The sequence below is a fragment of the Bordetella genomosp. 7 genome (genome assembly GCF_002261415.1).
In the GTDB taxonomy this organism is placed as follows: Bacteria; Pseudomonadota; Gammaproteobacteria; order Burkholderiales; family Burkholderiaceae_B; genus Bordetella_A.
The window spans coordinates 420972-444294 of the sequence record NZ_NEVI01000023.1 but is presented as its reverse complement, the minus strand read 5'-3'; the positions used below and the strand labels follow the sequence as shown (position 1 = coordinate 444294).

General features: G+C 64.4%; 29 protein-coding genes, 1 tRNA gene and 1 pseudogene. 27 read left to right on the top strand and 4 right to left on the bottom strand.

Translation table 11 applies throughout. The annotated features are described in order from the left end of the window. The 16 genes from CAL18_RS19020 (at position 1) to CAL18_RS18945 (ending at position 10898) form a co-directional block, all read left to right on the top strand. Positions 1–246 carry a BolA family protein gene (locus CAL18_RS19020; protein WP_026639234.1) on the top strand — a complete coding sequence of 82 codons (246 nt, stop codon included), beginning with the start codon at positions 1–3 and terminating at the stop codon, positions 244–246. A 4-nt stretch (positions 247–250) separates the two neighbouring features. Next, a complete protein-coding gene (gene murA, locus CAL18_RS19015) occupies positions 251–1519 on the top strand; it encodes a UDP-N-acetylglucosamine 1-carboxyvinyltransferase (protein ID WP_094797691.1) in 1269 nt (422 codons plus the stop codon). Continuing rightward, positions 1516–2196, top strand: a complete 681-nt coding sequence (gene hisG / locus CAL18_RS19010; protein ID WP_026639236.1) for an ATP phosphoribosyltransferase — start codon at positions 1516–1518, stop codon at positions 2194–2196. Before murA ends, hisG begins: the two co-directional genes overlap by 4 nt. Before the next feature lie 107 nt (positions 2197–2303). Further along, complete coding sequence (hisD, locus tag CAL18_RS19005; protein WP_170940392.1) at positions 2304–3611, top strand: histidinol dehydrogenase; 1308 nt, start codon at positions 2304–2306, stop codon at positions 3609–3611. Positions 3612–3661: 50 nt separating this feature from the next. Next, positions 3662–4765 carry a histidinol-phosphate transaminase gene (gene hisC / locus CAL18_RS19000; RefSeq protein ID WP_283163507.1) on the top strand — a complete coding sequence of 368 codons (1104 nt, stop codon included), beginning with the start codon at positions 3662–3664 and terminating at the stop codon, positions 4763–4765. A gap of 18 nt (positions 4766–4783) precedes the next feature. Beyond that, positions 4784–5371, top strand: a complete 588-nt coding sequence (gene hisB / locus CAL18_RS18995; RefSeq protein ID WP_026639239.1) for an imidazoleglycerol-phosphate dehydratase HisB — start codon at positions 4784–4786, stop codon at positions 5369–5371. Positions 5372–5416: 45 nt separating this feature from the next. Then, positions 5417–6070, top strand: a complete 654-nt coding sequence (hisH, locus tag CAL18_RS18990; protein WP_026639240.1) for an imidazole glycerol phosphate synthase subunit HisH — start codon at positions 5417–5419, stop codon at positions 6068–6070. Between the two features lie 60 nt (positions 6071–6130). Then, positions 6131–6871 (top strand): 1-(5-phosphoribosyl)-5-[(5-phosphoribosylamino)methylideneamino]imidazole-4-carboxamide isomerase, encoded by a 741-nt coding sequence (gene hisA / locus CAL18_RS18985; protein ID WP_026639241.1) that lies wholly within the window; start codon positions 6131–6133, stop codon positions 6869–6871. After that, the gene (gene hisF, locus CAL18_RS18980) at positions 6868–7677 is read left to right on the top strand and encodes an imidazole glycerol phosphate synthase subunit HisF (protein ID WP_026639242.1); all 810 of its coding nucleotides are present in this window, start codon (positions 6868–6870) and stop codon (positions 7675–7677) included. Before hisA ends, hisF begins: the two co-directional genes overlap by 4 nt. 9 nt (positions 7678–7686) lie before the next feature. Further along, positions 7687–8091 carry a phosphoribosyl-AMP cyclohydrolase gene (hisI, locus tag CAL18_RS18975; protein WP_094797687.1) on the top strand — a complete coding sequence of 135 codons (405 nt, stop codon included), beginning with the start codon at positions 7687–7689 and terminating at the stop codon, positions 8089–8091. Beyond that, on the top strand, positions 8088–8432 hold the full coding sequence (locus CAL18_RS18970) for a phosphoribosyl-ATP diphosphatase (RefSeq protein ID WP_026639244.1): 345 nt from the start codon (positions 8088–8090) through the stop codon (positions 8430–8432). Before hisI ends, CAL18_RS18970 begins: the two co-directional genes overlap by 4 nt. Positions 8433–8444: 12 nt before the next feature. Further along, a complete protein-coding gene (locus tag CAL18_RS18965; RefSeq protein WP_026639245.1) occupies positions 8445–8813 on the top strand; it encodes a histidine triad nucleotide-binding protein in 369 nt (122 codons plus the stop codon). Positions 8814–8831: 18 nt separating this feature from the next. Then, a complete protein-coding gene (tatA, locus tag CAL18_RS18960; protein WP_026639246.1) occupies positions 8832–9059 on the top strand; it encodes a Sec-independent protein translocase subunit TatA in 228 nt (75 codons plus the stop codon). Positions 9060–9137: 78 nt separating this feature from the next. Beyond that, positions 9138–9602 carry a Sec-independent protein translocase protein TatB gene (tatB, locus tag CAL18_RS18955; RefSeq protein WP_094818514.1) on the top strand — a complete coding sequence of 155 codons (465 nt, stop codon included), beginning with the start codon at positions 9138–9140 and terminating at the stop codon, positions 9600–9602. Continuing rightward, the gene (tatC, locus tag CAL18_RS18950) at positions 9599–10411 is read left to right on the top strand and encodes a twin-arginine translocase subunit TatC (RefSeq protein WP_081745682.1); all 813 of its coding nucleotides are present in this window, start codon (positions 9599–9601) and stop codon (positions 10409–10411) included. The genes tatB and tatC overlap by 4 nt, the downstream gene beginning before the upstream one ends. Positions 10412–10508: 97 nt before the next feature. Further along, positions 10509–10898, top strand: a complete 390-nt coding sequence (locus tag CAL18_RS18945; protein ID WP_026639249.1) for a helix-turn-helix domain-containing protein — start codon at positions 10509–10511, stop codon at positions 10896–10898. Here the strand turns inward: CAL18_RS18945 and CAL18_RS18940 are convergent. Next, positions 10895–12040: a S1C family serine protease gene (locus tag CAL18_RS18940; RefSeq protein WP_026639250.1), complete on the bottom strand. Its 1146-nt coding sequence runs from the start codon at positions 12038–12040 to the stop codon at positions 10895–10897. The genes CAL18_RS18945 and CAL18_RS18940 overlap by 4 nt on opposite strands. Positions 12041–12059: 19 nt before the next feature. Between CAL18_RS18940 and CAL18_RS18935 the strand changes: the two genes are divergently transcribed. Next, positions 12060–12836, top strand: coding sequence for a Nif3-like dinuclear metal center hexameric protein (locus CAL18_RS18935; RefSeq protein WP_094818513.1), 777 nt, complete (start codon positions 12060–12062; stop codon positions 12834–12836). Between the two features lie 27 nt (positions 12837–12863). On the opposite strand, the gene mscL is transcribed toward CAL18_RS18935, so the two are convergent. Continuing rightward, complete coding sequence (gene mscL, locus CAL18_RS18930; RefSeq protein ID WP_026639252.1) at positions 12864–13310, bottom strand: large conductance mechanosensitive channel protein MscL; 447 nt, start codon at positions 13308–13310, stop codon at positions 12864–12866. A 137-nt stretch (positions 13311–13447) separates the two neighbouring features. Between mscL and petA the strand changes: the two genes are divergently transcribed. The 9 genes and pseudogenes from petA (at position 13448) to CAL18_RS20070 (ending at position 20039) form a co-directional block, all read left to right on the top strand. Further along, positions 13448–14089 carry a ubiquinol-cytochrome c reductase iron-sulfur subunit gene (petA, locus tag CAL18_RS18925; RefSeq protein WP_026639253.1) on the top strand — a complete coding sequence of 214 codons (642 nt, stop codon included), beginning with the start codon at positions 13448–13450 and terminating at the stop codon, positions 14087–14089. 65 nt (positions 14090–14154) lie between these two features. Beyond that, complete coding sequence (locus CAL18_RS18920) at positions 14155–15543, top strand: cytochrome b (RefSeq protein ID WP_094797682.1); 1389 nt, start codon at positions 14155–14157, stop codon at positions 15541–15543. Between the two features lie 19 nt (positions 15544–15562). Continuing rightward, a complete protein-coding gene (locus tag CAL18_RS18915) occupies positions 15563–16414 on the top strand; it encodes a cytochrome c1 (protein WP_026639255.1) in 852 nt (283 codons plus the stop codon). Between the two features lie 146 nt (positions 16415–16560). Further along, on the top strand, positions 16561–17172 hold the full coding sequence (locus tag CAL18_RS18910) for a glutathione S-transferase N-terminal domain-containing protein (protein ID WP_026639256.1): 612 nt from the start codon (positions 16561–16563) through the stop codon (positions 17170–17172). An 18-nt stretch (positions 17173–17190) separates the two neighbouring features. Further along, positions 17191–17637 carry a ClpXP protease specificity-enhancing factor gene (locus CAL18_RS18905; RefSeq protein ID WP_026639257.1) on the top strand — a complete coding sequence of 149 codons (447 nt, stop codon included), beginning with the start codon at positions 17191–17193 and terminating at the stop codon, positions 17635–17637. 78 nt (positions 17638–17715) lie between these two features. Continuing rightward, a tRNA-Thr gene (locus CAL18_RS18900) sits at positions 17716–17791 on the top strand. Positions 17792–17965: 174 nt separating this feature from the next. Further along, a pseudogene (locus CAL18_RS19910) lies at positions 17966–18252 on the top strand (tyrosine-type recombinase/integrase); the annotation flags it as partial. Positions 18253–18393: 141 nt separating this feature from the next. Then, a complete protein-coding gene (locus tag CAL18_RS19650; protein ID WP_141217789.1) occupies positions 18394–19326 on the top strand; it encodes a phosphatidylinositol kinase in 933 nt (310 codons plus the stop codon). Further along, the gene (locus tag CAL18_RS20070) at positions 19323–20039 is read left to right on the top strand and encodes an HIRAN domain-containing protein (RefSeq protein ID WP_432759149.1); all 717 of its coding nucleotides are present in this window, start codon (positions 19323–19325) and stop codon (positions 20037–20039) included. The genes CAL18_RS19650 and CAL18_RS20070 overlap by 4 nt, the downstream gene beginning before the upstream one ends. Before the next feature lie 484 nt (positions 20040–20523). Here the strand turns inward: CAL18_RS20070 and CAL18_RS18890 are convergent, their stop codons facing one another. After that, on the bottom strand, positions 20524–21270 hold the full coding sequence (locus CAL18_RS18890; protein ID WP_026639262.1) for a sulfite exporter TauE/SafE family protein: 747 nt from the start codon (positions 21268–21270) through the stop codon (positions 20524–20526). Between the two features lie 82 nt (positions 21271–21352). Then, positions 21353–22264: a DMT family transporter gene (locus CAL18_RS18885; protein ID WP_094797676.1), complete on the bottom strand. Its 912-nt coding sequence runs from the start codon at positions 22262–22264 to the stop codon at positions 21353–21355. Between the two features lie 147 nt (positions 22265–22411). Here CAL18_RS18885 and CAL18_RS18880 point away from each other — a divergent pair, with 147 nt between their 5' ends. Continuing rightward, the gene (locus CAL18_RS18880; RefSeq protein ID WP_094818568.1) at positions 22412–23317 is read left to right on the top strand and encodes an AraC family transcriptional regulator; all 906 of its coding nucleotides are present in this window, start codon (positions 22412–22414) and stop codon (positions 23315–23317) included. Positions 23318–23323: the final 6 nt, after the last annotated feature.

The following is a 23323-nucleotide window of genomic DNA, read 5'->3' as shown; positions in this document are numbered from 1 at the left end:
ATGCTACCTACCCCCGAGCAGGTCCGCCAATATATCGCCGACGGTCTGCCTTGCGAACACCTGGACGTGCAGGGCGACGGCTCGCACTTCGATGCGGTCATCGTCAGCCCCGCCTTCGAAGGCAAGCGCCTCATCGCGCGGCACCAGATGGTCTATGCCGCGCTGGGCGACCGCATGAAAGCTGAAATCCATGCATTGTCCATGCGTACCCTTACGCCCGACGAATACGCCCAGGCAGGCAGCTGAAACCATGGACAAACTACGCATCACTGGCGGCTCGCCGCTGCACGGCGAAGTCACGATCTCGGGCGCCAAGAATTCGGCGTTGCCCATACTGTGCGCGGGGCTGCTGTCGGCCGACCCCGTGGTGCTGGCCAACGTACCCGACCTGAACGATACATCCACCATGCTGCGCCTGCTGGCCCGCATGGGCGTGCGGGCCGAACGCGGCGCCGACGGCATCGTCACGCTGCAGGCCAACCAGGTCGACAATCTGGAAGCGCCGTATGAACTCGTCAAGACCATGCGCGCGTCCATCCTGGTGCTAGGCCCGCTGCTGGCACGCTTCGGACAGGCCCGCGTCAGCCTGCCGGGCGGGTGCAGCATCGGCCAGCGCCCCGTCGACCAGCACATCCGGGGCATGGCGGCGCTGGGCGCCGAAATCAGCATCGAACACGGCTTCGTGGTCGCGCGTGCCAAACGCCTGAAGGGCGCCTCGATCCGCACCGACATGGTTACCGTCACCGGCACCGAGAACCTGCTGATGGCCGCGGTGCTGGCCGAAGGCCAGACCGTGCTCGAAAACGCCGCGCGCGAACCCGAAGTCGTCGACCTGGCCGAGCTGCTCATCAAGATGGGCGCCCGCATCCAGGGCCACGGCACCGATCGCATCGTCATCGACGGCGTGGACCGCCTGCATGGCGCCGAGCACCGCGTCATCTCCGACCGCATCGAGGCCGGCACGTTCCTGTGCGCAGTGGGCGCCGCCGGCGGCGACATCACCCTGCGCAACGCCGACCCGGCCATCATGGGCGCCACGCTCGACAAGCTCATCGATGCGGGGCTTACCATTGAAACCGGGCCCGACTGGGTGCGCGGCGCCATGCAGGGCCGGCCCCGCCCCGTTGATTTCCGCACCCACGAATACCCCGGCTTCGCCACCGACATGCAGGCCCAGCTGATGGCGCTCGACACGGTCGCCGACGGCGCGTCCGTCATCGTGGAAACCATCTTCGAGAACCGCTACATGCACGTGCAGGAACTGCGCCGCATGGGCGCCGACATCGACATCGACGGCCATACGGCCGTCGTGCGCGGCGTGCCTCGCCTTTCGGGCGCGGCCGTCATGGCCACCGACCTGCGGGCATCGGCCAGCCTGGTCATTGCCGGCCTGGCCGCCGACGGCCAGACCGTCATCGACCGCATTTACCACCTCGACCGCGGCTACGACAAAATGGAAGTCAAGCTGCGCGCCCTGGGCGCCGATATCCAGCGCCTGAGCGGCAAGGAATCCGCATGAGCTCCCTCTCCGCCGCCCCCATCACCCTTGCACTGTCCAAGGGCCGCATTTTCGAAGAAACCCTGCCGCTGCTGGCCCAGGCGGGCGTGCACGTGGCCGAGAATCCCGAAAGCTCCCGCAAGCTGATCCTGCCCACCAGCGACCCCGGCCTGCGCCTGATCATCGTGCGCGCCTCCGACGTACCCACCTATGTGCAGTACGGCGCCGCCGACCTCGGCATCGCCGGCAAAGACGTGCTGCACGAACACGCGGCGCAATACCCGGGCAGCCTGTACCAGCCCATCGATCTCGACATCGCCAAGTGCCGCCTGTGCGTGGCGGTTCGCAAGGGCTTTGACTACGAAGCGGCCGTGCACCAGGGAGCCCGCCTGCGCGTGGCCACCAAGTATGTGCGCGCGGCGCGCGAACATTTCGCCGCCAAGGGCGTGTACGTCGACATCATCAAGCTGTACGGCTCGATGGAGCTCGCGCCGCTGGTCGGTCTTGCAGACTGTATCGTCGACCTGGTGTCAACGGGCGGAACCCTGCGCGCCAATGACCTGGTCGCCGTGGAAGACATCATGCCGATCTCGTCGCGCCTGATCGTCAACCAGGCCTCTCTCAAGACGCGCGGCGACCGGCTGCAACCCTTGCTCGACACATTCCGGCGCGCCGCACAGGCAGGGGCGGCCGGCTGACACGGCGGCGCCTGCCCCGGCGCCCGCTACACTATGGTTTTGCCCGCGGTGGCGGCTGCCCGCAACAGCGCCGCCCCGGACGCATCTTCCTGTTTTTCCGTAACGCCATGGCCGCCCTGATCAACCGCCTTGATTCCCGCCAGCCGGATTTTTCCTCCGCGCTGTCCAGACTGCTGGCCTTCGAAGCCTCCGAAGACGAATCCATCGACCGCGCCGCCGCCGGCATCCTGGCCGACGTGCGCGGCCGTGGCGATGCCGCGCTGCTGGAATACACCCAGCGCTTTGACCGCGTGGCCGCCGCCACCGCCGCCGAACTGGAAATTCCCAGATCGGAATGGCACGCGGCCCTGGCGGCACTGCCGGCCGCGCAGCGCAATGCGCTGGAAGCGGCCGCCGACCGCGTGCGCGCCTATCACGAGCGCCAGCGTGCCGAGACCTGGACCTACACCGACCCCGAAGGCAACATGCTGGGCCAGCAAGTCACCCCGCTGGACCGCGTGGGCCTGTACGTGCCGGGCGGCAAGGCGGCCTATCCCTCGTCGGTGCTGATGAACGCGATTCCGGCCAAAGTCGCCGGCGTCGGCGAACTCGTCATGGTCACCCCCACGCCCGACGGCGCGCGCAACCCCATCGTGCTGGCCGCGGCCGCCATCGCCGGCGTTGACCGCGCGTTCGCCATAGGGGGCGCGCAGGCCGTCGGCGCACTGGCCTATGGCACCGCCACCGTTCCCGCAGTCGACAAGATCGTCGGGCCGGGCAACGCCTACGTGGCCGCGGCCAAGCGCCGCGTGTTCGGCACCGTGGGCATCGACATGATCGCCGGCCCCAGCGAGATCCTGGTCATCTGCGACGGCAAGACACCGGCCGACTGGATCGCCATGGACCTGTTCTCGCAGGCCGAACACGACGAACTGGCCCAATCCATACTGTTATGCCCGGATGCCGCCTTCATCGATGAGGTCGAGGCGTCCATCGCCCGCCTGCTGCCCACCATGCCGCGGGCCGATATCCTGCGCGTCAGCCTGGCCAACCGCGGTGCCCTGATCCTGGTACGCGACCTGGAAGAAGCCTGCGCGATTGCCAACGATATCGCCCCCGAACACCTGGAAATCTCTACCGAACAGCCCGAATACTGGACAGCCCGCATCCGGCACGCAGGCGCGATCTTCATGGGCCGGTTCAGCTCCGAATCGCTGGGCGACTACTGCGCGGGCCCCAACCACGTGCTGCCCACGTCGCGCACCGCGCGTTTTTCGTCGCCGCTGGGTGTTTATGACTTCCAGAAGCGGTCGAGCCTGATCCAGGTATCGCGGCAGGGCGCGCAAACCCTGGGCCGCATCGCCGCCGAACTTGCGCTGGGCGAAGGCCTGCACGCGCACGCGGCCAGCGCGCAGTATCGGCTCGACCCGCCGTGAACGGCGCCCGCACGGCCGCCGCGCCCGGGCCGGGCGCGCGCGACGCCGGCCTGCGGCCCGCCACGGGCGATGCCCTGGATAAGCGCATCGCCGCGACCGTCCGGCCGGACATTCGCGCCATGACGGCGTACCCCGTGCCGTCGGCGCCCCAGGGCATCAAGCTCGACGCCATGGAATGCCCTTATCCGTTGCCGGATGCGGTGCGCGACGATATTGCCCGCGCGTTGCGCGACACCGCGCTCAATCGGTATCCCGCGGCGGACAACGGCGAGCTGGCGCTCGCGCTGCGCCAGGCGTTCGACATCCCCGCGCAGTCGGGCCTGCTGTTCGGCAACGGCTCGGACGAGCTCATCCACCTGATCGTGCAGTCGTGTTGCCAGCCCGGCGACACGGTGCTGTCGCCCTGGCCGTCGTTCGTCTACTTCGACATGGCCGCCCGTTTTGACCATGCGCGCTTCGTGGGCGTGCCCCTGACGGCCGACCTGCAGCTGGACCTGCCCGCCATGCTGCGGGCCATCGACCAGCACCGCCCCAAGGTGGTGTTCCTGGCCCTGCCCAACAATCCCACCGGGGGCCTGTGGCCCGACGCCGCGGTGCAGGCCATCGTGGATGCCGCTCCCGGCCTGGTCGTGCTGGACGAGGCGTACCAGGCCTTCGCGGGCCACACCTGGATGCCCCGCCTGCCGCACTTGCCGCAGGCCGTGGTGCTGCGCACCGTTTCCAAGATCGGGCTGGCCGGCCTGCGGTTCGGCTACCTGGCCGGCGACCCCGCCTGGATCTCTCAAATCGACAAGGTCCGGCCGCCCTACAACATCAATGTGCTGACCCAGGCGGCGCTGCGCACCGTGCTGCGCCATCAGGCGGTGCTGGACGAGCAGGCAGCGCACCTGCGGGCCGGCCGCGCCGCCCTGGCGGCAGGCCTGGCCGCGCTGCCGAACGTCACCGCCTACCCCAGCGCCGGCAACTTCGTACTTGCGCGCTTTTCCGGCAAGCCGGGCGGCAACGCCGTGCATCTTGCCCTGAAAACGCGCAAAATACTGGTAAAGAACTTTTCGGACGCCCACCCGCTGCTGGCCGACTGCCTGCGCATCTCGGTCGGCACCCCGGACGAAAACCGCGCAGTGCTCGACGCCCTGCAAGATATCCTCAGCTAAATTTAGGCTCGCCCCTTTATGCGTACCGCCGAAATTACCCGCAACACCAACGAAACGCGCATCCGCGTGGCCGTCAATCTCGACGGCACCGGCAAGCAATCGCTCGACACCGGCGTGCCGTTCCTCGACCACATGCTCGACCAGATCGCCAGGCACGGGCTCATCGATCTCGACATCAAGGCCGACGGCGATCTGCACATCGATGCGCACCACACCGTCGAAGACGTCGGCATCACCCTGGGCATGGCCGTGGCCAAGGCGGTGGGCACCAAGGCGGGCCTGCGCCGCTATGGGCACGCCTACGTGCCGCTGGACGAAGCCCTGTCGCGCGTGGTCATCGACTTCTCCGGACGGCCCGGGCTGGAATATCACATTCCGTTCACCCGCGCGCGCATCGGCGACTTCGACGTCGACCTTACCCGCGAATTCTTCCAGGGGTTCGTCAATCACGCACTGGTCACGCTGCACATCGACAACCTGCGCGGCTTCAATGCGCACCACCAGTGCGAAACCGTGTTCAAGGCCTTCGGGCGCGCCCTGCGCATGGCGCTCGAAGTCGACCCCCGCATGGGCGCCACGGTGCCGTCCACCAAGGGCGTCCTCTAAGGTATTTCCCTCGGCGCCAGCCTACCCATCCGCCAGGCACACACTGTGACTACCATTGCCATCGTCGACTACGGAATGGGCAACTTCCATTCCGTGGCGCGGGCGCTGCGCTACGCCGCGCCCGACGCCGACATCCGTATCTGCAACCGCGCGGCCGACATCGATGCGGCCGACCGCGTCGTTTTTCCCGGCCAGGGCGCCATGGCCGACTGCATGCGCACCCTGAACGAATCGGGCCTGCGCGAAGCCGTGGTGCGCGCAGCCCGCGCCAAGCCCCTGCTGGGCGTATGCGTGGGCGAACAAATGCTGTTCGAGTCCAGCGAAGAAGGCCAGACCCCGTGCCTGGCCCTGTTTCCGGGCACGGTGCGCCGCTTTGCCGGGCCGCAGTACGCCGGCGCCACCGCCGGGCCCGACGCGGCCGAACGGCTCAAGGTGCCGCACATGGGGTGGAACCAAGTCCGCCAGACGCGCTCTCATGCGCTATGGGCGGGCATCCCCGACCATACGCATTTCTATTTCGTGCACAGTTACTATGCCGCGCCCGCCGATCCCGCGCTGACGGTCGGCGAGTCCGACTACGGCGTTACATTTACGTGCGCCGTGGCCGCCGAGAACATTTTCGCCGTGCAGTTCCATCCCGAGAAAAGCGCGGCCCACGGTTTGCGGCTGTACCGCAATTTTGTAGACTGGAACCCATAGCCGCTCCGTACGAGCTTCGGCCGGCCCTTTCAACCAATTTTTCAACGCTCGATATCCACCATGCTGCTGATCCCCGCCATCGATCTCAAAGACGGGCGCTGCGTACGCCTGCGCCAGGGAGACCTCGACGAGGCAACGGTATTCTCTGAAGACCCCGCCGCCATGGCCACACACTGGCTCGACCTGGGCGCGCGCCGCCTGCATCTGGTCGACCTGAATGGCGCCGTGGCGGGCAAGCCCAAAAACGACGCCACCATCAAGGCGATCCTCGATGCCGTCGGCGACGAGATCCCGGTCCAGATCGGCGGCGGCATCCGCGACCTGGACACGATCGAGGCCTACCTCGACGCCGGCATTTCGTATGTCATCATCGGCACGGCCGCGGTAAAGAACCCGGGCTTCCTGCATGACGCCTGCGGCGCCTTCCCCGGCAGCATCATCGTGGGCCTGGACGCGCGCGACGGCAAGATCGCCACCGATGGCTGGAGCAAGCTCACGCGCCACGACGTGCTCGACCTGGCCAAGAAGTTCGAAGACTACGGCTGCGAGGCCATCATCTACACCGACATCAGCCGCGACGGCATGCTGTCGGGCGTCAACGTCGACGCCACCGTGCGCCTGGCCCAGCACGTCCGCATCCCCGTCTTCGCATCCGGGGGCATTGCCGGCATCCAGGATATCGAAGCCTTGTGCGCCGTCGAAGAAGAAGGCGTCGAAGGCGCCATCCTGGGCCGCAGCATCTACGAAGGCACGCTCGACTTCCAGCAGGCGCAGGCTCGCGCGGACGAACTCGGCTCATGAACAGCTCCGCCATGGCGCAGGGCGCGCCCAGCGCGCTCACCCGGCGCATTATCCCGTGCCTGGACGTGACCGCCGGACGCGTGGTCAAGGGCGTCAATTTCGTAAACCTGGCCGACGCGGGCGACCCGGTGGAAATCGCGCGCCGCTACGACGAGCAGGGCGCCGATGAACTGACCTTCCTTGACATCACGGCCACCAGCGACGGCCGCGACCTGATCCTGCCCATCATCGAACAGGTGGCCTCGCAGGTGTTCATTCCGCTGACCGTGGGCGGCGGCGTGCGCCAGGTGTCCGACATCCAGCGCCTGCTCAATGCCGGCGCAGACAAAATCAGCATCAACAGCGCCGCCGTGGCCAACCCCGAACTCGTGCGCAGCGCCGCCGATTACCACGGGTCGCAATGCATCGTGGTGGCCATCGATGCAAGGCGCGTCTCTGCACCCGGCGAGCCCGCACGCTGGGAAGTCTTCACCCATGGCGGACGCAAGCCCACGGGGCTGGACGCCGTCGAATGGGCCGCCCGCATGGCCGCCTACGGCGCCGGCGAAATCCTGCTTACCAGCATGGACCGCGACGGCACCAAGTCCGGCTTCGACCTTGAACTCACCCGCGCCGTGGCCGACGCCGTGCCGGTGCCCGTCATCGCCTCCGGCGGCGTGGGCAGCCTGCAGCACCTGGCCGACGGCGTCACCACCGGACGCGCCAGCGCCGTGCTGGCCGCCAGCATCTTCCATTTCGGCCAGCACACCGTGCGCGAATGCAAAGAGTTCATGGCCGCGCAAGGCATTGCTGTCAGACTGGATTAGACTGTTCCCATGAATACCGAGCCCGCCTGGATGGCCGACGTCGTTTTCGACGAGCAAGGCCTGATTCCCGCCATCGCCCAGGACGCCCAAAGCGGGCAGATTCTGATGGTGGCCTGGATGAACCGCGAAGCCCTGGCCGAAACCGCGGCCACGGCTCGCGCCGTGTACTGGTCGCGTTCGCGCCAGCGCCTGTGGCGCAAAGGCGAGGAATCCGGACACGTCCAGGCCGTGCACGATCTGCGCCTGGACTGCGATGGCGACGTCATCCTGCTCAAGGTGCACCAAGAAGGCGGCATCGCCTGCCACACCGGGCGCGCCAGCTGCTTCTTCCGCAGGCTGGAAGGCCCCGTCGACAGCGCCGCGTGGGTCACCGTCGACCCTGTCCTGAAAGATCCGGAACAGATCTACAAATGACCAGCTCCCTGTCCACCGACGTGCTGGCGCGCATCGCCGACACCCTGGAATCCCGCCGCCCCGACCGCGGCGGCGATCCGCAAACCTCTTATACGGCCAAGCTGCTGGCCAAGGGGCCCGACGCCTTCCTGAAAAAAATCGGCGAAGAGGCCACGGAACTGGTCATGGCCGCCAAAGACGGCCTGCCCGATCGCATCGTCAATGAAACCGCCGACCTCTGGTTTCATTGCCTGGTCACCCTGACTCACTACAACCTGCGGCCCGAAGACGTGCTGGCCGAACTGGCGCGCCGCGAAGGCTTGTCAGGCCTTGAAGAAAAAGCACGGCGCCCCGCCTCCTGAGCACGGAATCCTATGAGCGACAACTGTATCTTCTGCAAAATCGCCCGCGGCGAGATCCCTTCCAAGAAGGTCCACGAAGACGACGAGTTCGTGGCCTTCCACGACATCAACCCCGCCGCCCCCGTGCACTTGCTGCTCATCCCGCGGCGCCACGTCGTATCCCTGCAGGACATCGGCCCCGACGACGCCGGCTGGTTGGGTAGAATGGTTACCCTGGCTACGCGCCTGGCAGCCGACAACGGCTGCCGTCCGGGCCCGGAAGGGGGGTTCCGCCTCATGGCCAATTCCGGCGTCGATGGCGGCCAGGAAGTCCCCCACCTGCATTTCCATATCATAGGCGGTCAGCGCCCCTGGAAAGGGCGCATGGCTCCCAACGCATAATCACGGAGAACCGTCATCATGGGTAGCTTCAGCATCTGGCATTGGTTGATCGTCCTGGTCATCGTTGCCCTCGTATTCGGCACCAAAAAGCTGCGCAACATCGGCAGCGATCTCGGCGGCGCCGTCAAAGGCTTCAAAGAAGGCATGAAAGACGCCAACACCGACAAACCGGCAGAGCAGGTCACGCAGCAGAAGGCCGCCGACGACACGATCGACGTGCAGGCCAAAGAAAAGACCAACTCCTGATCTCCCTGCATCCCCTGTACCCCGGAAGCCAGGCCCCGCGGGCCGGCTTCCCTGTCCTCTTGAGCGAGCAGATGTCGCATGTTTGATGTCAGTTTCACTGAACTGATGGTGATCGGCGTCATTGCGCTGATCGTCATCGGGCCCGAACGGCTGCCGAAGGTTGCGCGCACCGTCGGGCACCTGCTCGGCCGCGCGCAACGTTACGTCAGCGACGTCAAAAGCGACATCCAGCGCGAAATCGAACTCGACGAACTGCGCAAGTTCAAGTCTGAAATGGACGAAGCCGCCGACAGCATGCAAAGCTCGCTGCGCGACACCGAGAGTTCGCTGCGCAGCGGCCTGAACGACACGGCCCGCGAAGCCAGGCAAGCGGTGGCCGGCGAGCCCCCGGCCTCGGCCGCGGCGGTCGATACCGCGGCGGTCGGCACCGCGGCGGTCGACACCGCGGCACCCACGCCAAGCTCTGCCCCCGACCGGCTCCCAGACCCTGCAGCGGGCAGCCCGGCCCCTGCCGATCAACCGAAAACCGGTACCACGCCGTGACCCAGCAAGCCAAGCAAGACGGGCTGGACCAGGACCAGGAACAGCCACAAGAAACCTTCATCTCGCACCTGGTCGAACTGCGCAGCCGCCTCATGAAGGCCGTCCTGGCGGTCATTGCCGTCTTCGTGGTGCTGTTCATCTACCCCGGCGCGTCGGCCATCTACGACGTGCTGGCCCAGCCCATGCTGGCATCTCTGCCCGAAGGCACGCGCATGATCGCCACCGGCGTCATCACGCCCTTCATGGTGCCGGTAAAAGTCACCCTGATGGCCGCCTTCGTCGTAGCGCTGCCGGTGGTGCTATACCAGGCCTGGGCCTTCGTGGCGCCCGGCCTGTACCGGCACGAGAAACGCCTGGCCATGCCGCTAATCGTATCCAGCACGTTGCTGTTCATGCTGGGCATGGCGTTCTGCTACTTCTTCGTTTTTCGCACGGTGTTCCATTTCATTGCGACCTTCGCGCCGCAATCCATCACGCCCGCGCCCGACATCGAAGCCTATCTCAGCTTCGTCATGACCATGTTCATGGCGTTCGGCATTACATTCGAAGTGCCGGTCGCGGTGGTGCTGCTGGTCAAGACAGGCATCGTCGAACTGCAGAAACTGCGCGCCGCGCGGGGCTATGTCGTGGTGGGCGCGTTCGTCATCGCCGCCATTGTCACGCCGCCCGACGTCGTCAGCCAGTTCATGCTGGCCGTGCCGCTTTGCCTGCTGTATGAAGTCGGGCTCATCTGCGCGCGCATGGTCACCCCCCGCAACACCGAAGACGATTCCGACGACACGGCGGCCGACCTTACCCAGTCGCGCTGATACCCGGGGCCGGCTTCGCGCCGGACCGTGATCAAACGCAATAAACCTGCGGCGCCGGCCTTGCCGGCCCGTCATGGCGGTCGGTACATTTTCCGGCATGACACTCGCACAGCGCCTGCGCGCCCAAATGCAGGGGCGTGGCATCAAAAGCCAGAACCAGCTCGCGCGCATCTCGGGGGTGCCGCAATCGTCCATTCATCGCATCCTGACGCGCGATGACACCTATGCGCCCACCCGCCATACGCTGCAACGCCTGGCCGCCGCACTCGGCACCACGGTGCCGTGGCTGGCCGACGGCGTCAACGTCGCCGCGCTGGCCGCTCGCCCGGCGCCCCACGACAACGCCGATGGCTACAGTGCCGAACTGCAGGCCCTGGTCGAAACCCTGCCGGTCGATGCGCGCAAGAAAGTACTGGCCGTGGTGCGGCTCATCGCCCAAGGCGCGGGCCCCGCAAGCACGCGGGGCGCGGCAGGCCGCCAACGCTAGCGGGGCCGTACCGGGCGTGTGCCCACCGTCACATCCAGCTCGCGCTTCCGGCCGCCACGCAGCAGTTCCAAGGTGGCCTTCTCGCCGGGCGTCAGGCTGGCGATCAGCCTCAGCATTGCCACCGTATCGCGTACGGGCGTGCCATTGACCCGCTGCACGATGTCGCCCACGCGCAGGCCCGCCTTGCCAGCGGGGCCGTCGCGCAACACGCCTGCGATCACCACACCTTGCGTATCGGCGGGCAAGCCGAAGGCCCGCGCCAGTTCAGGAGTGATGTCCTGCGGCTCGACGCCCAGCCAGCCGCGGCGCACCGAGCCGGTCTTGATGATGTCGTCCATGACTTTGCGCGCCGCGTCGATGGGAATCGCGAACCCGATACCCAGCGATCCGCCCGATTCCGAATAAATCGCCGTATTGATGCCCACCAGGTTCCCGTCGGCATCGATCAGCGCACCGCCGGAATTGCCCGGGTTGATCGCCGCGTCGGTCTGGATGAAGTTTTCGTAGGTATTGATGCCCAGGCCGTTGCGCCCCAGCGCCGAAACGATGCCCTGGGTGGTGGTCTGGCCCACGCCGAACGGATTGCCTATGGCCAGGACCACATCGCCCACTCGCAGGCTGCGGTCGGGGCCCAAGGCGGCCACGGGCAGCGGCCGCAAGTCCAGCTTCAGGACGGCCAGGTCGGTATCCGGATCGGCCCCCACCAGTCTTGCCGCGCCGCGCCGCCCATCTGCCAGCGCCACTTCGATGGCATCGGCCGCCTCGACCACGTGATAGTTGGTCAGCACGTAGCCCTGGTCGCTGACGATCACGCCCGAACCCAGGCTCGTTGATGACTCGCGCCGGCTCAGGCCCGGCACCTGGCCGAACAACTGCCGCAGCATCGGGTCGTCCGGCAACGGCACCAGTGGAACATTGACGTGCTTGGACGTGAACACGTTGACAACCGCGGGCGCGGCTTTCGCGACGGCCGCCGCATAAGATGCCGCACCGGGCAGGGCCTGCGTGCGCGGCGGCGCGGCGGGCGCAGGCGTGGCCGGCTCCGAAAGCCGCAGCCAGTCGGGGCGCAACGTGGTCACCACGAATAAAATGGCCAGACACACCGTGACGGTCTGAGCAAATATCAGCCAATAGCGACGCATGATCCTGACAAGGTAGGCAATGAAAACAATCGACACCCGCGAGCTGGCGGACTGGCTTGACGCCTCGCTGCAAGCCTCGCGATTCAAGGATTACTGTCCCAACGGCCTGCAAGTAGAAGGCAAGCCACGCGTAGGCCACATTATCACCGGCGTTACCGCGTCCGAGGCCCTGCTGCGCGCAGCCATCGAACGCGGCGCCGATGCCGTGCTGGTGCACCACGGCTGGTTCTGGAAGAACGAAGATCCGCGCGTGCGCGGCCCCCGGCGCACCCGGCTGGCGCTGGCGCTGCACCACGACCTGAATCTCTTCGCCTACCACCTGCCGCTGGACGCGCATCCCCAGTGGGGCAACAACGCGCAGCTGGCGCGCGTGCTTGGCCTGATGCCCGATTGCGACACCACCGGCGCGCCGCTGACCTGCGGCCCGGACAACCTGATCTGGCTGGGCACCGCGCCGGGCCTGCCGGACCTGCAGGCGCTGTCGCAGCGCGTGCAACAGCGCCTGGGGCGCGCGCCGCTGGTCATTGGCGAGCCGGACCGGGCGCTCAAGCGCATCGCCTGGTGCACCGGCGCCGCCCAGGGCATGCTGGACGATGCCGTCCAAGCCGGCGCAGACGCCTACATTACGGGCGAAGCATCCGAGCCCACCGTGCACCTGGCCCGGGAAACCGGCACGGCCTTCATCGGTGCCGGCCACCACGCCACCGAACGCTATGGCGTGCGGGCCCTGGGCGAAGCCATCGCTCGGCAATTCGGCATACGCGTCGAATTCGTCGACATCGACAACCCGGTATAGGGCCCGCGCCGCGCGCGCCGGCCCCGGTTACTTCCTGAGCAGGTCGCGGATTTCGCGCAGCACCACCAGGTCTTCGGGCGGGGCCGCGGGCGCCGCCGGGGCCGCTTCTTCCTTGCGGCGGGCCGAGTTCACGGCCTTGACGATGATGAACACCACCAACGCCAGAAGGATGAAATTGATAAGAATGGTAAGGAAATTACCCCATGCCAGCACCGTCGCGCCGGCCGCGGTAAGGTCGGCGTAGGTCATGGGGCCCGTATAGCCGTCGGGCATGGACAGCACCAGGAACTTGTTGGAAAAATCGACCGAACCGCCCAGAATGAAGTTCACCACGGGCATGATGAGGTCTTTTACAACCGAATCCACGATCTTGCCGAACGCCGCGCCGATGATCACGCCAACCGCGAGATCCATAGCGTTGCCTTTGACAGCGAAATCGCGGAATTCCTTGAGGAAACCTGATGCTTTGCTCATGAGTGCTCCTTACGTCGTTCGTCAATGATGGGCAGGGCGCTATAATACGCGGTTGCTATGTTGTTACATATCTCCGCAAATCGGATGCAGCAAGCCTGATGCTACGGGAGTGCGGGCGCATCAACAAGGATAGGAAGATGAGTCAGGATACGCTGGTGCATGACGAAGACGGTGCGGTTGATCCCAACCTCCCGCCAGATCCTTCGCGCCGTTTCTGGGTAACCACCGCCTGTGCGGTAGGCGGTGTCGCCGGTGTGGCGACCGCCGTTCCGTTTGTTAGCACCTTCGCCCCATCTGAAAAGGCGCGTGCCGCGGGGGCCCCGGTCGAAGTCGAGGTCGCCGACCTGGCCCCCGGCCAGATGCGCACGGTCGAATGGCGCGGCAAACCGGTCTGGATCATGCGTCGCTCGGAAGAACAGCTGGCGGGCATCAAGGAACAGGACCCCTACGTGGCCGATCCCAATTCCGACCGCCCCGGCTATACCCCCGAATACGCCAAGAACGAATTCCGGTCGCGCAAGCCCGACCTGTTCGTTTGCGTGGGCATCTGCACCCATCTGGGCTGCTCGCCCACCGCCGACTTCGAAGCCGGCCCCGGCCCTGGCCTGCCGGCGTCCTGGGAAGGCGGCTTCTTCTGCCCCTGCCACGGCTCCACCTTCGACCTTGCCGGTCGCGTGTACAAAAACAAGCCCGCGCCCGACAACCTCGAAGTTCCGCCGTACCAATACCTGAGCGACACCCGCATCATCGTCGGGGTTGACGAAGACAACAAGGCCTGACGCGCGCACCGCGTCACCTTTCCCCCGACCTAAGCAAAAAACGCTTCGTATTAGAAGGAGCCATGATGGCTGGCGAAAAAACCGTCGAGACAACAGGCCTCTTGGGCTGGCTGGACCGGCGCTTTCCGGTGACCTCCACCTGGAAGGCGCACCTGTCCGAGTACTACGCACCCAAGAATTTCAATTTCTGGTACTTTTTCGGCTCCCTGGCGCTGCTGGTGCTGGTGATCCAGATCGTCACCGGCATCTTCCTCGTCATGCACTACAAGCCCGACGCCGAACGCGCGTTCCTGTCGGTCGAGTACATCATGCGTGAAGTGCCGTGGGGCTGGCTGGTGCGCTACATGCACTCCACCGGCGCGTCCATGTTCTTCGTCGTGGTCTACCTGCACATGCTGCGCGGGCTGTTCTACGGCTCGTACCGCAAGCCCCGCGAACTGGTCTGGATCTTCGGCGTGGCCATTTTCCTGTGCCTGATGGGCGAAGCGTTCTTCGGCTACCTGCTGCCCTGGGGCCAGATGTCGTACTGGGGCGCCCAGGTCATCGTCAACCTGTTCTCGGCCATCCCCTTCATCGGCCCCGAGCTGTCCATCTGGATCCGCGGCGACTACGTCGTATCCGATGCCACGCTCAACCGCTTCTTTGCCTTCCACGTCATCGCCATTCCGCTGGTGCTGATCGGCCTGGTGGTCGCGCACATCGTGGCGCTGCACGAAGTCGGTTCCAACAACCCCGACGGCGTCGAAATCAAGCAAGGCCCCAAAGACAAGCGCGGCAACCCCGCCGACGGCATCCCGTTCCATCCGTTCTACACGGTGCACGACATCGTGGGCGTGGCGGGCTTCCTGATCGTCTTCGCGGCCATCGTGTTCTTCGCCCCCGAAATGGGCGGGTACTTCCTGGAATACAACAACTTCATTCCGGCCGACCCGCTCAAGACGCCGCCGCACATCGCGCCGGTGTGGTACTTCACGCCGTTCTACTCCATGCTGCGTGCCACCACCGCCGAGTTCACCTGGGTGCTGGCCGGCGCCGCAGTCATCGGCGCCATCGCGCTGCTGGTCAAGAGCAACCTGAAGGGCTTCCTGCGCATCGCCATTCCCGGCGTGCTGATCATCACCGCCGTCCTGCTGCGCGTCATCGACGCCAAGTTCTGGGGCGTGGTGGCCATGGGCGGCGCGGTGGTCATCCTGTTCTTCCTGCCCTGGCTCGACCATTCGCCCGTCAAGTCGATCCGCTATCGTCCCACGTGGCACAAGTGGCTCTACGGCATCTTCATCGTCAACTTCCTGGTGCTGGGCTTCCTGGGCACGCAGGCGCCCACGGACGTGTACAACCTCATGTCGCAGGTCGGTACGCTGATCTATCTGGGCTTCTTCTTCCTGATGCCCGTCTGGAGCCGCCTGGGTACGTTCAAGCCGGTCCCCGACCGCGTAACGTTCCATGCCCATTGAGCCACGTACCCATAACGGAATGACCATGATCAAGAAGCTGATTGGTGCCGTCGCATTCACGCTTGCATGTACGGCCACGTACGCCGCCGAAAGCGGCTACCCCCTGGACAAGGCGCCCGACCGCATCAACGACATCGCCGCCCTGCAAAACGGCGCGAAGCTGTTCGTCAACCACTGCCTGAACTGTCATAGCGCATCGGCCATGCGCTACAACAAGCTGCAGGACATCGGCCTGACCGACGAACAAATCCGCGACAACCTGCTGTTCACCGGCCAGAAAGTCGGCGACCTGATGACCATCGCCATGCAGCCGGCCGACGCCAAGCGCTGGTTCGGTACCGTGCCGCCCGACCTGTCCGTCATCGCGCGCGCCAAGTCGATCAACGCCGGCCCCACGGGCGCCGACTACATCTATACGTACCTGCGCACGTTCTACCGCGACACGGCCGTTCCCACGGGCTGGAACAACCTTGTGTTCCCCAGCGTCGGCATGCCGCACGTAATGTGGCAAGACCAGGGCCCGCGTGAACTCACCACCGTGGCCATGCACCAGGTCGAAAAAGATGGCGCCCGCAGCTGGGAACGCGTCACCACCACCTACGACGCCCAGGGCTATGCCACCGTCAAGGCCGAACCGGTCGCCAACTACCGCGGCCACGCATCGGTCGAAGCCAAGTTCAAGAGCCTCGACCCGGCCCAGGCTGCCGCCTACGACAACGACGTAGCCGACCTCACGGCGTTCCTGGCCTGGATGGCAGAGCCCCAGCAACAGTTCCGCAAGCAACTGGGCGTGTGGGTGTTGCTGTTCCTGGGCCTGTTCCTGGTCGTCGCCTGGCGCCTGAACGCCTCTTTCTGGAAACACGTGCGCTGATTAATCCGCCCTGCCAGGTTGCCGCCCCCCGGGGCGGCAACACCAACCCGATAGGGCGGCACGTCTGTTCCACCCTGGCAATCGGGGCCAGCGTTTGCTAGATTAGCAGCGCTGGCCTTTCGCTTTTCATACAAGGACTTACCGCCATGATGGTGCTCTATTCCGGAACCACCTGCCCCTTTTCGCAACGCTGCCGCTTTGTGTTGTTCGAAAAAGGCATGGACTTCGAAATCCGCGATATCGACCTGTACAACAAGCCGGAAGATATCTCGGTAATGAATCCGTACGGTCAGGTGCCCATCCTGGTCGAGCGCGATCTCGTACTGTACGAGTCGAACATCATCAACGAATACATCGATGAGCGCTTCCCGCATCCGCAATTGATGCCCGCCGACCCGGTGATGCGTGCGCGCACCCGCCTGTTCCTGTACAACTTCGAAAAAGAGCTTTTCGTCCACGTTTCCACGCTGGAAGACCGCAGCGCCAAGCCCGACGAAAAGAAGCTCGCCACCGCGCGCCAGAGCATCCGCGACCGCCTGGCCCAGCTGGCCCCGCTGCTCTTGAAGAACAAGTACATGCTGGGCGAAGAGTTCTCCATGCTGGACGTCGCCGTGGCCCCGCTGCTGTGGCGCCTGGACCACTACGGCATCGAGCTGCCCAAGAACGCCGCACCGCTGCAAAAGTATGCCGAACGCATCTTCTCGCGTCCTGCGTACATCGAAGCGCTCACGCCGTCCGAAAAAGTCATGCGTCGCTAAGCGCCAAAGGTTGTGCATATGGGTGAAACTTCCACCAAACCGTATCTGCTGCGAGCACTGCACGAATGGTGCACCGATAACGGCTACACGCCGTACATCACCGTGCAGGTCGACGAGCACACGCTGGTGCCGCTAGCCCATGTACGCGACGGCCAGATCACGCTCAACGTGGGCACGCTGGCCACCAACAAGCTGGTGCTGGGCAACGAATTCATCGAATTCCAGGCCCGCTTCAGCGGCGTTACCGAAAACGTGTCGGTGCCGGTGGCCGCGGTCAGCGCCATCTATGCACGCGAAACCGGCGCCGGCATGGGCTTCGAAGTCCAGCCCTACGAACCGCCTCAGCGCGACGAAAGCAGCGCCGATGCGCCCGACCACGGCGCCGGCGCCGACTCGCCGCCCGACACCCCCTCGGATGGCGGCGACGGCGAGTCCAAGCGTCCGCACCTGACTATCGTCAAATAGTCGGCACGGCGCGGCACGCCCGCTTTTTTCTTTACAATACTGTCCTTTCGCCCGCCGGGTTCTTCCGGCGGCGCATCCGCCGGTGTAGCTCAGTTGGTAGAGCAGCTCACTTGTAATGAGAAGGTCGAGGGTTCGATTCCTTTCACCGGCACCAATTCGCAGTACAGAGCAGTATCAGGAAGTCTACGAAACCGGCACCAGCACTGGCTATGTGGGTTTTTTTTTGCGTCTATAGTCGTCTGGGGTTGTCTATTGCTATATACCGTCAAGTGGCGGTACTTTTGACGGTATGTCGCGGGAAATACCGCCAAGCCCGAAAAAATACCGTCAGTGGCGCTACACGGTATCTAAGACCGGCACGGCCTACCTAGTCCCTCTGTCCAGTCAGGCAGTAGCAATCTTGCGTGAGCTGCACGAACTGACCGGGCATGGCCGGTACGTTTTCCCGGGGACGCGTAGCGATGAGCGGCCTATGTCCGACGCCGCGATCAACGCCGCGCTGCGCCGCCTGGGATATGACACCCGACTGAAATAACCGGGCATGGTTTCCGGGCGATGGCTCGCACCCTCTTGCATGAAGAACTGGGGCAGAAGCCGGAGGTAACGTCATACCGCTGACTCGCACAGCCTGAAAGGATTACCTGCCAGTCTACTTATCTCGCCAACTACACGTTTAGCCTGGATGCAATCTCGGTGTTAGCAATGGTGGAGCTTCTATACTGGACTCTTACGCTGCATCTTTTAGGATCACTGTTCATGTTTCCCGTGCTCCAAGTCCCAGACCAAGCCGCCGAGCTACCCGAGCAGATGGGGACGAAGTATAAATTTTGGTACCAAGACGAGCATCTTGGACTTTCCCTTTTTAAAGAGGGGCGTCCAAACACCGGAGAAAACTGGGCGGAGAAACTCGCCTGCGAGTTAGCCGGAGCGTTAGGAATGCCTCATGCCTACTATGAGCTGGCGACTTGGCGCGACAAGTGCGGCACTGTGACTCCTTCGCTAGTAGGAGAGGGGGAGCGCATTGTCCACGGCAACGAGGTTCTCGCGGTAGTGCATTCTGGTAACAACCGTGTGGCGGCACGAGAACGACACCGGCAGCATACAATTACCGCTGTAATGAGTTATCTGCGGGCAGGATCTGGAAATCGGTCAATTAGGCCACCCCTTGGATTTGACCCCACTGATCATATCTCTAGTCCGTTGGACGTATTTGTAGGGTACCTGATGTTCGACGTTTGGATAGGAAATCAAGATCGCCACGATCAGAATTGGGGCGTAAGCAGATCTGCAGCGAATCAAGAAGTTCGCCTCTTGCCCTCCTACGACCATGGCTCTAGCCTTAATAGAAACGAGGCCGATCATGTCCTCACTGAGCGTTTAACTACCAGAGATATTGGAAGACACATATCTACGCATGCTAGAAAAGCAAGATCTGCACTTTTTCCTCGCACCGAAGAATCGAATACAAAGGCGCTTCTAACCTCTGAGGCCTTTGAATATGCCGCTCGACTACGTCCCAAGGCAGCTCGTGAGTGGATCGAAAGGCTCGCTGCAGTAGATGACGAGCGTGTTGCAGGAACGATAGAGGCAATGCCGGAAGCTTGGATGTCGGACGCTGCGAAGCGGTTTGTACAAGAATATCTTCGACTAAACCGCTTACACATCCTTGGGTTAGATTGGAAAAAATGAACACACTGTACGTTGCATGGCAAGATTCTACGACTAGGGAGTGGATCCCTGTCGCTAAACTAGAGCGATCCCTTGAGGGGTTCCAGCTGTCATATACGGCGGGTGCACGGCGGGCTCAGGGGTTTAACGGTTTAGCGCGCATGAATGACTTAAGCCAGCGGTACGAATCTCCTACTCTGTTCGCAGCCTTCGAAAATAGAATCATCTCGAAATCTCGCCCAGAGTATTCAGACTACCTTCGGTGGACAGCTCTGTCCCAGGCTACAGTTGATCCACTAGAAATTCTGGCGATTACGGGAGGCACTCGCGGGACCGATTCACTGGAACTTTTTCCGCTGCCTGAAATTACCCAAGAGGGCGGCTGGTCGGTTGATTTCTTTCTTCGTGGAATCAGGCATCTACCTGAACAAGCCACACCAGCACTGCAGCAATTGCAACAGAACGACAAACTATTCTTGATGTTGGATCTGCAGAACGAAGTGGACGGGAAGGCAATTGCCGTACGTACTGCTTCGCCTGCCGCGCTGGTGGGGTATTGCCCTAGATATTATTGTGCCTATATTCAGCATGCGCACCGACCTGGCGTGGAATTTACGTTGACAGCAAAGCGTGTGAATTTAGACGCCCCAACAAGTATGCGACTACTATGCTCGCTCCGGGCTACCGGTTTGGACGTAGACCAGCAACTACCCGAGGACCTTCAACCATATTGAGTATGGCTAACAAACAATCATCTCGGGTCGGAACATCAACTGAAGTTTAAGCATCTGCGCTCGACATCCAACTCTCAACCTCGTCAGTGCTTAGGCTTCTAAAACCCCAACTACCACCGCGCAGGCGATAAGCACTTAATCGAAAAAACGAGCTTTACCCCAGCGCCTAGGCTGATCCCCGAAAAGCCGGAACGTCCACCGGCTTGCGCTGGCACCTATTCAATGGGCGGCGCATAGGGCGGGCGCAGAATATGCGAGACAAGGACTTACGTTGCCAACTTGAAACTTTAGGGGCCGAACTTACCGCCCTGGCGATGAAGAAGGCTAATCGGTTTGTCGCCCGATCGTCCAGGCTGGTTCTCAGCGCCCGTACAAATTACAAAGCTGCAATTTTCTATTTATTGGAAACAGCCACACCGTAGAAGAAAGTGCTTTCCAGCCGTACTAACGGAGCAAGCCACTCCGCCCGCTGGGCAAAGCGCGCCTACAGCGTCTGCCAGATCATGTGCACGCTGACCACTGTCATCACGATCTTGAAGCCCAGCCGGAAGGTGGATTCAGGCAGGTTGTCGAGCAGGCGCGTGCCCACCCAGGTTCCGGCCACGCCGCTGGCGATCATGGCGGCGATCAGCGGCGCCCACTGGGCATAGGCAAAGCCCAGCGTACCGAATGCCAGTATCTTCAGGCCATGCTGGATCACCATGCACGCCGCATGCGTGGCGACCAGGGGCTGCTTGACCAGGCCGGTGCCAGCCAGCAACGCGGCCACGAACGGGCCGGTGGCGCCCACCAGCATCGAGCCGAAGCTGGAAATCGCGCCGCCCACGACAAAATAAGGCTTGCCGTGGCGTTGCGCCCGGGCGTCAGGCTTTTTGCGGTATACCGACCATAGGATGAACAAGGCCAGCAGCCACTTGGCCAATGCGTCGGGAATATTCACCACCACCGATGCGCCCAGTGCAATGCCCACGATGCTGCCCAGCGAAAACCACAGCAGCACCGGCAGCACCAAGTGGCGGCGTTGGATGATGACGCGCCCCCCGTTCGAACCCATTTGCACGACGCCGTGCACAGGCAGGACGCTGGTCACCGGCAACCCCAGGCTCAGCACCGCCAGCATGGCAACGCCACCGCCCAGTCCCATCGCCGCGGTCAGGGCCGACGTAAGAAAGCTGGTAACCACCAGCACGGCGGCGAATACATGGCTGATTTCGGCGGGCACGAAGGGCATGGCGGGGTCTCGGGTAACCGGCGGCAAGTGTAGCGCGCCGGTTCGGGCGCCAGCGCCCGTGGCCCCGGCGGCAGTGCCATGCTCAACGCGGGCGCGGCATCGCGGCGGTGGCCGCGCCCCGCCTGGCGCCTGCCCGCGCAAACACCAGCACGTTGCCCAACATGACCAGCGCCAGCCCGGCCGCTGCCGCGAGCGTCCACTGGTAGCCTTCGGCCACGCTGGAAATGCTCAGCGCCACCACCGGGAACAGCACGGTGCAATAGCCGGCGCGTGCAGGGCCCAGGCGCCCGACCAGGGTCAGGTAGGCGGTGAACGCCACGATAGAACCGAACAGCGACAGGTACAGCAGGGCGCCTACATACGTGGGCGACGGGTCGAAATCGAAAGGCTGGCCCGTGATGACACACCCGGCCAGCAGCACCAGCGACCCGTACAACATACTGTAGGCATTGCCCGTAAGAGGGCCGATTCCCGCACGCTGCTGCGCCGACGACAGCATGTTGCCGGTGGAAAAGCACAGTGTGCCCAGCAACGCCAGCCCCAGGCCCAGCAGGGTTTCGTGGCTGGCCTGCTGGCCGGCGACTTCCGGCCAGAACAGCAACAGCAGGCCCGCCAGGCCGAATACGCCGCCCAGCACCACGCGCGATGTGATGCGGGTGCCGAACCACAGGCGCGCGTTCAGCGCGTTCCAGATCGTCGACGCCGAAAACACCACGGACACCAGGCCGCTGGAGATCCATACGGTGGCGCTATAGAAACACAGGAAATTCAGGCAGAACAGGCACAGACCTTGCCCCAGGCACAGCAGGTGGCCGCGCCGATCCAGGCGCTGCAGACGCCCCAGCAGGATCAGCCCGGCCAGCATCAGCACCGAGGCCAGCGCGAACCGGTAGAACACCGACACGGGTATGGCCACCACGCCCAGCTGCAGCTTGATGGCGATCCAGGTGCTGCCCCAGATCAGTACGGTAAGCAGGTAGAGAAACAGGTTCACGATAGCTGTGCGACAGTAAAAATGGCCGGCCTCGTGTGCAGTCTAGACGCGCGCGCCACGGCGCGATTGCCGGTTCTTGCGGTTTTTGAAGAAGCGGCGCGCGGGCGCACGCACACACGCGCCAAGCTGGCGTACGATAAAGACGCCATGAGCCAGACCGCCTCGGCGCCCGCCGACTTCACCCTGTTCCACACGCTGCGCAACGCGCGGGTGCAGCTCGTGCGCGCCGCCTCGCTGGGCGCCGGCTTGGCGGCGGCCCAATGGAACCGCGACCAGCGCGCCGGCCGGGCCCTCATCGACTACGACGCGCCCGGGCACCACACGCTTTCGCTGTATTTGCAGGGCGGCGACACCTGTTTCCGGCTGGGGCACCGCGACCGCCACGGCGGCGCGGGCAAGTTCTGCGTGCTGCCCGACCAGCACCATTCACGCTGGAGCATGAACGAAGAGGTGCGCTTCCTGCACCTGTACATAGCGCCGCAGCGGCTGGCGCGCGAGGCAGTGATGCGGCTGGACCGCGAGCCGCGCGAACTCGAACTGCACGATCGCACCTACATACGCGACCCGTCGCTCGCGCAGGCCTGCCGCGCGCTGCTTGCCACCGACTGGAACGTGCCGGCACAGCGGCTGGCAGCCAGCAGCGCCGCCGAAAGCGTGCTGCATCACCTGCTGGACCAGAACACCGGGCGGGCCGCCAGGGCCACGGCGGCCCGCGGCGGGCTGGCCCCGGCGGTGCGGCGCCGGGTGCGCGACTACATCGATAGCCACCTGGCCGAGCCCCTGACGCTGGACGTGCTGGCGGGTGTGGCGGCGCTGTCCACCTATCATTTCGCGCGCATGTTCCATGCCTCGTTCGGCGAGCCGCCGCACTCATGGGTGCTGGGCCGCCGCCTGGCCCGCGCCCGCCTGCTGCTGGCCACCAGCAGCGACGACCTGGCCGGCATTGCCCAGGCATGCGGCTTCGGTAACGCCAGCCACCTGAGCCGAGCCTTTGCGCACGCCATGGGGGCCACCCCGGGGCAGTACCGCGCTGCCCACCGGCCCGGACGCTAGCCCCGC